This is a genomic window from Streptomyces calidiresistens (assembly GCF_014141525.1).
In the GTDB taxonomy this organism is placed as follows: domain Bacteria; phylum Actinomycetota; class Actinomycetes; order Streptomycetales; family Streptomycetaceae; genus Streptomyces; species Streptomyces calidiresistens.
The window spans coordinates 1-6,616 of the sequence record NZ_VKHS01000253.1 but is presented as its reverse complement, the minus strand read 5'-3'; the positions used below and the strand labels follow the sequence as shown (position 1 = coordinate 6,616).

Sequence of the window (6,616 nt, the reverse complement as noted above, 5' to 3'; positions counted from 1 at the left end):
GGTGGGAGGGGCCCCGGCGGTGCTGTCGGTGGCCGGCCCGCTGTCGGCCGACACGGACGGCGCCACCGTCCCGACCCCGACGGTGATGCACCTCGTGGTCGGTGCCGGGGCGATCCTCGCGCCGGCACTCCACCGCCGTCATCGTCCCGGCGGGTGACCGTGCCCTCGGAACCCGGGCCCGTGCGCACCGGGGCGCGACCCCGCCGGGGGACGGGTCCCCGCGGGGTCACGCCCCGGCGGTACCGGTGGGGCGGGTGCCGTCGCGCAGGGCCGAGTCGAGGCCCGGGTGGATGGGCAGGATCGGTCCCAGCCCCATGATGTCCAGCACCCGGGCGGTGTGCGCCGGCACGTTCACCAGCGCGATGCGCGCCCCGGCCTCCACGGCCCGGTTCCGCGCCGTGATGAAGCCCGTGATGCCGCTGGAGTCGCAGAACTCCAGGCCGCCCAGGTCGAGCACGAACACCTCGCCGGGCGCGAGGGCCTGCTCGCGCAGGGCCCGGTGGAAGCGCTCCGCGCTGTGGAAGTCGAGTTCGCCGCGTACGGTCAGGATGGTTCCGTTCCGGATCCGCCGGACGCCCGTGGTCAGGTCGGTCATGTCGGTCATATCGGTTTCCCGGTGGTGTGCGGTGGGACGCCGAGGGCGAGGAGGGCGGTGTCGTCGTCCGCGCCCGGGTCGAACCTCTCCAAGAGGGTGGTCACGGCCTCGACCAGGCGATCGGCCCCCGCCGGCGCCAGGTTCTCCGCGAGGACGCGCAGCGCCCGCTCGCCGTAGCGGGCGGCCCCCGCGCCCACGCGGGCCTCGGTGAGTCCGTCGGTGTACAGCAGGAGGGTGTCACCGGCCCGCAGGGTGACCCCGGTGCCGACGAAACGGGGGCGGGGCAGGACGCCGACCAGCACCCCGCCCGGGGTGGGCAGGTACTCCGCGCGGCCCTCCGAACGGAGCAACAAGGCCGGGGGATGCCCACCGCTCGCGAACCGGACCGCGTACGCCCCGGGGGAGCCGTCCCCCCGGACGGCCGACGGGGTCAGCGAGCCGGCGATGACGGTGCAGTAGCGCGGGTCCCCGTCGGCGCCGCGTTCGTACAGGACGTCGTTGAGGACGTGCAGCGCGCCGACCGGGTCCGGCTCGTGCAGCACGGCGGTGCGCAGGGTGTAGCGGATCAACGAGGTCACGGCCGCGGCCTCGGGCCCCTTGCCGCAGACGTCACCGAGGAAGAACCCCCAGCGCCCCTCACCGAGCGGGAAGAGGTCGTAGAAGTCGCCGCCCAGGTGGTCGGGGGAGGCGGTGTGGTAGTGGGCGGCCGCCTGCAGGTTCGGCACCCGGGGCAGCGAGGGCGGCAGGAGGCTGCGCTGGAGGGTGGCCAGCACCTCCCGGAGCCGGCGGCGTTCCCGCTCGGCCGTCTCCCGGGCCCGCTCGGCCGTCTCCGCGGCCTCCTCGGCCTCCCGGCGGGCACGCAGCAACTCGTTCTCGTAGGCCCGCCGCTCGCTGGCGTCGAAGACGGTGGTGCGGATGAGCAGGTGCTGGCCGTCGGTGCCGGTCTTCACGGTGGAGGTCACCAGCACCGGCAACCGCCCGCCGTCGGCGCGGCGCAGCTCCAGGGCGATGCCCGAGACCTCGCCCTGCATCCGCAGCAGCGGCGCGAAGTGGGTCTCGTGGTAGAGCCGGCCGCCCACGGTGAGCAGGTCGGAGAAGCGCATCCGCCCCACCACCTCCTCACGGGTGAGGCCCAGCCAGCCCAGGAGCGTGGAGTTGATCCGGGCGATCTCCCCGTCCAGCAGGGTGGAGAGGTAGCCGCACGGCGCGTGCTCGTACAGGTCCTCGGTGCTGTCCTCGAGCAGCGCGGTGAAGGTCTCCGGCCCGGGCGCCGCCGAGCCGGCACCCGGTGCACCCCCGCGTCCGGTGTCCCCGTCGCCGGCGCCGGGCGAGCTCATCGGCCGCGCTCCCGGAGGAAGGACAGGATCGCCCCGACGGTGGCCTCCGGGGCGCTGAGGTGGGGACAGTGGCCGGTGGCGTCGAGCGTCACCAGGGTGCTGTCGGGGATCGCGGCGTGCACGTGGGCACCGACCTCCCGCGGGGCGATGGGATCCTGCTCGCACTCCAGGATCAGCGTCGGCACCCGCAGGTCGGGCAGCTCGGCGCGGGTGTCGGAGAGGAAGGTGGTCCGGGCGAAGACCCGGGCGATCGCCGGGTCGGTGGCGCAGAAGCTCTCGGTCAGCTCCTCACCCAGTTCGGGCCGCTCGGGGTTGCCCATGATCACCGGGGCCATGGCGGCCGACCAGCCGAGGTAGTTGGAGTCCAGTGCCTCCAGCAGCTCGTCGATGTCCGCCTCGGTGAAGCCGCCCCGGTAGCCGGTGTCGGGGTCGTCGAGGTAGCGGGGCGAGGGGGTCACCATCACCAGCTCGGAGAACAGATGCGGGGCCCGCGCGACGGCGCGGGCCCCGATCATGGCGCTGACGGAGTGACCGATGAAGATCACCTCGCGCAGGTCGAGTTCCTCGCAGATCTCCAGGACGTCCCGGGCGTAACCGTCCAGGCTCGCGTAGCGGTCGGCGTCCCAGGAGGCGAGGTCGGAGCCGCCCGAACCGACGTAGTCGAAGAGGACCACCCGGTGCTCCTCGGCCAGCGCGGGAACCACCAGCCGCCACATGTTCTGATCGCACCCGAAGCCGTGTGCCGGCATCACCACCGGGCCGTCGGGCCGACCGGTGATCACGACGTTGTTGCGCCTGCGCACGTCCATGGGCCCATCCTGCCACCGATCGGCCCCGTCCGGGGATCGATCGCCGAACGGCGGGGACGAGCCGGTCGGGGAGGTGCGTGCCCCTCCCCGACCGGCCGGGTCACAGCGCGCCGGGGCGCAGCCGCTTGTCGATCGCCACCACCACCGAGGCCAGGGCGGCCAGGGCCAGGATCCGGGCCCAGGTGTCGAAGCCGATCGGCTCGGTCCGGAAGAGGGTGTTCATCACCGGCACGTAGGTGATGAGCACCTGCGCGAGGATCTGCAGACCCACCCCGACGTGGATCCACGGGTTGGTGAAGAACCCCACCCGCCACGCGGGTTGCCGCAGCGACCGGCAGCTGAACAGGTAGAACACCTGGATCGCGATGACCACGTTCATCGCGGCCGTGCGCGCCGCCTCGTCCGAGGCCCCGAGCGAGCGCTCGTGGGCGAACAACCACATGGCGGCGGCCACGATCAGCACGCCCACCAACAGCACCCGCAGGCCCAGCGCCCGGGTCAGCAGGGGTTGGGAGGGACTGCGCGGCGGCCGGTCCATGATGCCGCGCTCGCGCGGTTCGAAGGCCAGCATCAGCCCCAGGAGCACGGCCGTGGTCATGTTCACCCACAGGATCTGGGTGGGGAGCACCGGCAGCGCGGTGCCCATCACGATCGCGGCGAGGATGACCAGCGCCTGTCCCATGCTGGTGGGCAGGATCCAGACGATGAACTTGGAGAGGTTGTCGAAGACGCCCCTCCCCTCCTCCACCGCCGCCTCGATGGTGGAGAAGTCGTCGTCCAGCAGTACGGCGTCGGAGGCCTCCTTGGCCACCTCGGTGCCGCCGCGGCCCATCGCCACACCGATGTCCGCCTGGCGCAGCGCCGGCGCGTCGTTCACGCCGTCGCCGGTCATCGCCACGACCTCGTCGCTCTCCTGGAGTGCCTCCACCATCCGCAGCTTCTGCTCCGGGGAGACCCGGGCCAGGACGGTGGCCCCGCGCAGCGCGGCGCGGTACTCCTCCGGCGGCATGGCGGCCAGCTCCCCGCCGGTGACCACGGCGCCGGGCCGCTCGGTGGGCAGCCCGAGGTCCGTGGCGACCGCCCGCGCGGTCGCCATGTGGTCACCCGTGATCATCTTCACCTCGATGCCGGCCCGCAGACAGGTGGCCACGGAGTCCCGGGCGGCGTCGCGGGGCGGATCCATCATGGCGTGCAGGCCGGTGAGCACGAAGCCGCGCTCCTCCCCGGCGGCCCCGTCGGGACCCTCGGTGCCGTCCGCCGCGTCGCCGCTCCCCCCGGAGAGGGAGCGCACCCCGGCGGGGCCGGTGCGCACGGCCGTGGCCAGCACCCGCAGGCCGCGTCCGGCCAACTCCTCCACGGCCCGCTCCACGGCCTCCCGGTCCAGCGGACGCGGCAGGCCGTCGGCGCCCATCTGCCGTTCGCAGATCGGCAGCAGACCCTCCACGGCACCCTTGACGAGGGTGACGGTGCCCCCCTCGGCGGGGTGCTCGTGCAGGGTGACCATGCGCCGTCGCCCGGAGCTGAACGGCACGGTGTCCAGCCGGGGCAACTCGGCCCCCACCCCCGCCGGGTCCAGTCCCACCTTGGCCCCGACGGCGAGCAGCGCGCCCTCGGTGGGGTCGCCGATCAGCCTCCACCGGTCGCCCTCCGCGTCGTGCGTCAGCCGGGCGTCGTTGCAGGCGATGCCGGTCAGCAGCGTCCAGCGCAGGGCCTCCCCACCGGCGGCGGCGTCCGTCAGCGGTGCGCCGTCGGGGCCGAGGATCGCCCCCTCGGGCCCGTACCCGGTGCCCTCCACGGTGAAGACCCCCTCCGGGGTCCACACCCGGCGCACGGTCATCTCGTTGCGGGTCAGGGTGCCGGTCTTGTCCGAGCAGATGACGGTGGTCCCGCCCAACGTCTCCACACAGGGCAGCCGGCGGATGACGGCCCGCCGCCTGGCCATCCGCGCCACGCCGATGGCCAGCGTGATGGTCACGACGGCGGGGAGCCCCTCGGGGATGGCGGCCACCGCCAGCGCGACGGCCGCGGTGAAGGTGAGGCCGAGTTCGTCGCCGCGCAGCAGGCCGAGCACGAAGGTGACGGCGGCGAGGGCGAGGATCGCGACCGTCAGCACCTTGCTGAAGGAGTCCAGCTTGCGGGTGAGCGGGGTGGCGAGGGTGTCGGCACCGCCCACCAGGCGGTGGATCTCGCCGAGCTCGGTTTCCCCGCCGGTGGCGACGACCACGCCGGTGCCGGTGCCGCCGGTGACCAGGGTGCCGGACCAGACCATGTTCCGCCGGTCGGCGACGACCGTCTCCACGGGCAGTGCCGACTCGTCCTTGGACACCGGCAGGGACTCGCCGGTGAGGGCGGACTCGTCCACCCTCAGCTCGGCCGGCCGCACCAGGCGCAGGTCGGCCGGGACCTTGTCGCCGGCGGCGAGGTGGACCAGGTCGCCGGGGACCAGGTCCTCGGAGTCGACGCTGTGCGGGACACCGTCGCGCACCACCTTGGCCCGGGTGCGGACCATGGCGCGCAGCGCGTCCAGGGCGGCCTCGGCGCGGGACTCCTGCACGAAGCCGATGACGGCGTTGGCGAGCACCACGGCCATGATGACGGCGGAGTCCACCGGCTCGTCCAGCAGCAGGGCGACCACCGCCGCCACCAGCAGCACGTAGATCAACGGGTGGTGGAACTGCCGGAGCAGCCGGGTCATGGTGCCGCTCCCGCCGGTCTGCGGCAGCGCGTTCGGACCCCAGCGCTCCAGGCGGGACTTCGCCTCCGCGGTGCTCAGACCGCGCTCGGGGTCGGTCTCCGTGAGCAGCAGGACCTCGTGCGCGCCCAGGCGGTGGGCCTCCGCGCGCCGTTCGCGGTCACCGGCGTCCCCGGCGCGGTCCCGGACCTCGAGCCGGCGGTCGCCGGCCGGGGCGCTCATGTCGCCGCGGAGGTCGACGGGCCACCGGCTCCGGGTGCCACCCGCCGGCGGCCGTCACCGGCCCCTTCGGGAGTGCCCCTGCCGGCGGGGCGCCGCGGCTCCGGGCCGGCGGCGGGGGCCACCAGCACGGGCACCGGGGAGTGGTCGAGCAGTTCGCGGCAGACACCCCCGCGCACGGGGTGCGCGCGGTGGAGCGGGGAACCGACGACGATCACGTCGGCCCCCTCCGAGCGGGCGAGGTCCACCAGGGCGGTCGCCGGTCGGCCGGCGGCGATCTCGACGAGGGGCGGGGGCGTTGTCCGGAACCGGGCCAGTTCCACGGCGCATCCCTTCAGGAGGCGAAGGGCCCGGTCGATCTCCTCCCGGGCCCGACGACGGGCGGGGTCGGTGTCGGTCGCGCCGTCCGTGGCGGGGACGGTCGCGGGTCGGTCGGCCGTCCCGGCGGTGTCGTGGTCGACCACGGTGGTCAACACCACCCGGGCGGGACGGAAACGGAGCAGTCGACCGGTGGCATCGACGATACGCTCCGCGCCGGTTTCGCCCCCGATGCCGACCAGGACGCAGAATCCCCCGTTTCGGCCCTTGACAGCGGTCCTCTCGTCCTCCCGGGGCACACCGGCCCCGGGGGCCCCGTCGGCACCGTCGATCGCACCGGTCCCCGGGGTGCCGGGAGCCGGTGCGACGACGAGGCGGGGCGAGTGCTCGGCGCGTTCGGAGAGCACGGCGGCGGCGAAGGGGCCCAACAACACGCCCCACAGCAGCCACAGCGGATGTCGGTATCCCAGACGCGCCATCAGGGCGGTGCCCACGAGACCGGTCACCACCCACAGGGCGACCGCGATCACGGAGAACAGCGGGCCGTCCATGTCTGCAATTGTCGTGGGGGAAGGGGAATCCCGCGACCGGGACGTTCGGCGGGGGCGACGGTGACGCCCCGGTCGCGGGGATCCGGGGGGACGGG

General features: G+C 74.3%; 6 protein-coding genes. 1 reads left to right on the top strand and 5 read right to left on the bottom strand.

All coding sequences use genetic code 11. The features are described from left to right. The first annotated feature begins 1 nt into the window (after position 1). Positions 2 to 157, top strand: coding sequence for a DUF6069 family protein (locus FOE67_RS30635; protein WP_369075290.1), 156 nt, complete (start codon positions 2 to 4; stop codon positions 155 to 157). A 69-nt stretch (positions 158 to 226) separates the two neighbouring features. Here the strand turns inward: FOE67_RS30635 and FOE67_RS12485 are convergent, their stop codons facing one another. The 5 genes from FOE67_RS12485 to FOE67_RS12465 all read right to left on the bottom strand — a co-directional run bounded on the left by FOE67_RS12485 (position 227) and on the right by FOE67_RS12465 (position 6,521). Then, a complete protein-coding gene (locus FOE67_RS12485) occupies positions 227 to 604 on the bottom strand; it encodes an STAS domain-containing protein (protein WP_228473820.1) in 378 nt (125 codons plus the stop codon). Continuing rightward, positions 601 to 1,932: a SpoIIE family protein phosphatase gene (locus FOE67_RS12480; protein WP_182663582.1), complete on the bottom strand. Its 1,332-nt coding sequence runs from the start codon at positions 1,930 to 1,932 to the stop codon at positions 601 to 603. Before FOE67_RS12480 ends, FOE67_RS12485 begins: the two co-directional genes overlap by 4 nt. Then, on the bottom strand, positions 1,929 to 2,741 hold the full coding sequence (locus FOE67_RS12475; RefSeq protein WP_182663580.1) for an alpha/beta fold hydrolase: 813 nt from the start codon (positions 2,739 to 2,741) through the stop codon (positions 1,929 to 1,931). The genes FOE67_RS12480 and FOE67_RS12475 overlap by 4 nt, the downstream gene beginning before the upstream one ends. 100 nt (positions 2,742 to 2,841) lie before the next feature. Further along, the gene (locus FOE67_RS12470; RefSeq protein WP_182663578.1) at positions 2,842 to 5,655 is read right to left on the bottom strand and encodes an HAD-IC family P-type ATPase; all 2,814 of its coding nucleotides are present in this window, start codon (positions 5,653 to 5,655) and stop codon (positions 2,842 to 2,844) included. Continuing rightward, the gene (locus FOE67_RS12465) at positions 5,652 to 6,521 is read right to left on the bottom strand and encodes a universal stress protein (protein ID WP_182663576.1); all 870 of its coding nucleotides are present in this window, start codon (positions 6,519 to 6,521) and stop codon (positions 5,652 to 5,654) included. The genes FOE67_RS12470 and FOE67_RS12465 overlap by 4 nt, the downstream gene beginning before the upstream one ends. Positions 6,522 to 6,616 lie beyond the last annotated feature (95 nt).

Bases quoted from the DNA above. Each gene is read 5' to 3' on its own strand.
- FOE67_RS12470 (WP_182663578.1), bottom strand. From the start codon at position 5,655: ATGAGCGCCCCGGCCGGCGACCGCCGGCTCGAGGTCCGGGACCGCGCC.
- FOE67_RS12485 (WP_228473820.1), bottom strand. From the start codon at position 604: ATGACCGACATGACCGACCTGACCACGGGCGTCCGGCGGATCCGGAAC.
- FOE67_RS12465 (WP_182663576.1), bottom strand. From the start codon at position 6,521: ATGGACGGCCCGCTGTTCTCCGTGATCGCGGTCGCCCTGTGGGTGGTG.
- FOE67_RS12475 (WP_182663580.1), bottom strand. From the start codon at position 2,741: ATGGACGTGCGCAGGCGCAACAACGTCGTGATCACCGGTCGGCCCGAC.
- FOE67_RS12480 (WP_182663582.1), bottom strand. From the start codon at position 1,932: ATGAGCTCGCCCGGCGCCGGCGACGGGGACACCGGACGCGGGGGTGCA.